The organism is Bartonella sp. AP1QHHD, from assembly GCF_042196265.1.
Classification (GTDB): Bacteria; Pseudomonadota; Alphaproteobacteria; order Rhizobiales; family Rhizobiaceae; genus Bartonella.
Genome location: NZ_JBHIPW010000002.1, coordinates 1 through 1,440, shown reverse-complemented (window position 1 = coordinate 1,440; position 1,440 = coordinate 1). Strand labels below are relative to the sequence as shown.

Genomic DNA, 1,440 nt, shown 5'->3' with positions numbered 1-1,440 from the left:
GAGTATTTTTACAATCTTTACGAATATGATGATGGTACAAGAGAATATGAAGAATTTGACGGTGGTCAGTATCATGAGATACCTGAGAAAGTTGATTACAGTACCAAGGCTCAAGTGAAAGCGTGGATTTATGGGGGTGGTATTCCGAAAAGCGTTTTGAGTTGTGAAGCGTTGATAGACGAGGTGAATAGGGAAATCAAAAAACGTACAGTTAAAGCAGTGAAAACTTATGATGATATAGACAACGAGCTAGAGAAAGCACTTGGTATTCAACTAGGTAGGTATCAAAATGAAAAAAAATGAAAAAAATAAAAAATACGTATTGACTTTAAAAGGTCATTCTGTTAAACGAATCATTAAGTGCTAGAAACACTAAACATGTAGCGAATAGATTACGAAACAATCTTTTCCTGCTTCAAAATTTGGCTTTATTTTTATGCTATTATTGGCATATAACGATTTTGTCGGGTGTGGTTACGCTATACAATACCCTTATGGGAAAGGCGTGACGACGGACTACATGCCGTGTTTCTAGCGCCCGGCACTCTTTTAGAGTGTCAATAGAAATTTTAAACATGTAGGAGTTCCCTATGAACAATTTAGTAACAATCAACAATGCTGGTATTGCTGTCACAACTTCTTTGAAAATTGCAGAGGGTGTAGGTAATAAGCACAAAACAGTTATACAGTTGGTTCGTCAAAATATTAAAGACTTTGAAGAACTTGGAAGGGTCGCATTTGAAATGCTACCCTTTGAAACCAAGGGTGGAATACAAAAGAGAGAAGTTGCCATCCTTAATGAATCACAAGCAACTCTACTGATGACATATATGCGCAATAATGACACGGTGCGTGCATTTAAAAAGGCGCTTGTTAAAGCTTTTTATGAATTAAAAAGCCAATCAAAAAATCATGATTTATTCTCTAGAGATAATGATTTATTTTCTTATGAAAGTTTAAAAGCTCCTGAGGGAATTGGTAAAGTTTTGGGAATGATTGCTGCGCGTTTATCGTATGTAAATGATCTACAAAAAGAGCTTGATCATTACAAATTGGTTACGACAGAAGCCAAGCGTGTCTTAACAAACGCTATTGCAAAAGCAGCGTAAATAACGGCGCGGGCGCGGCGGGGGCGCCCCTCTTTAAAATTCTTTCATTCAAAAAATTGTTTAAATATTAGATTAGGAGCTACCTATGACCACTAAAAATGTATCTAAAAAATATGAAATTACAGACGAAATTAAAGAAGTTAAAGATGCTGAAACCGGTCAACCTAGATACTTTTATCGTATTCGTGCATTAAGGGATTTTGATGATGTAAAAGCTGGGGACCTCGGTGGTTTTATTGAAAAGGAAAGCAACCTCTCTCATGATGGGAATTGCTGGGTGTATGATGATGCTATTGCAGCATATGATGCTGTCGTTAGTGAAAATGCTAAA

The 1,440-nt window shown here is 36.4% G+C and carries 2 protein-coding genes and 1 pseudogene; all 3 read left to right on the top strand.

The genetic code is table 11. The annotated features are described in order from the left end of the window. The coding region (locus ACFIME_RS00450) for a hypothetical protein (RefSeq protein ID WP_375662662.1) at positions 1-303 on the top strand (303 nt) is incomplete at its 5' end. 287 nt (positions 304-590) lie between these two features. Beyond that, positions 591-1,109 carry a Rha family transcriptional regulator gene (locus ACFIME_RS00445; RefSeq protein ID WP_375635162.1) on the top strand — a complete coding sequence of 173 codons (519 nt, stop codon included), beginning with the start codon at positions 591-593 and terminating at the stop codon, positions 1,107-1,109. An 85-nt stretch (positions 1,110-1,194) separates the two neighbouring features. Further along, positions 1,195-1,440 (top strand): annotated as a pseudogene (locus ACFIME_RS00440) (hypothetical protein); the annotation flags it as partial.

Coding starts and splice junctions, on each gene's coding strand:
- ACFIME_RS00445 (WP_375635162.1), top strand. CDS start 591: ATGAACAATTTAGTAACAATCAACAATGCTGGTATTGCTGTCACAACT.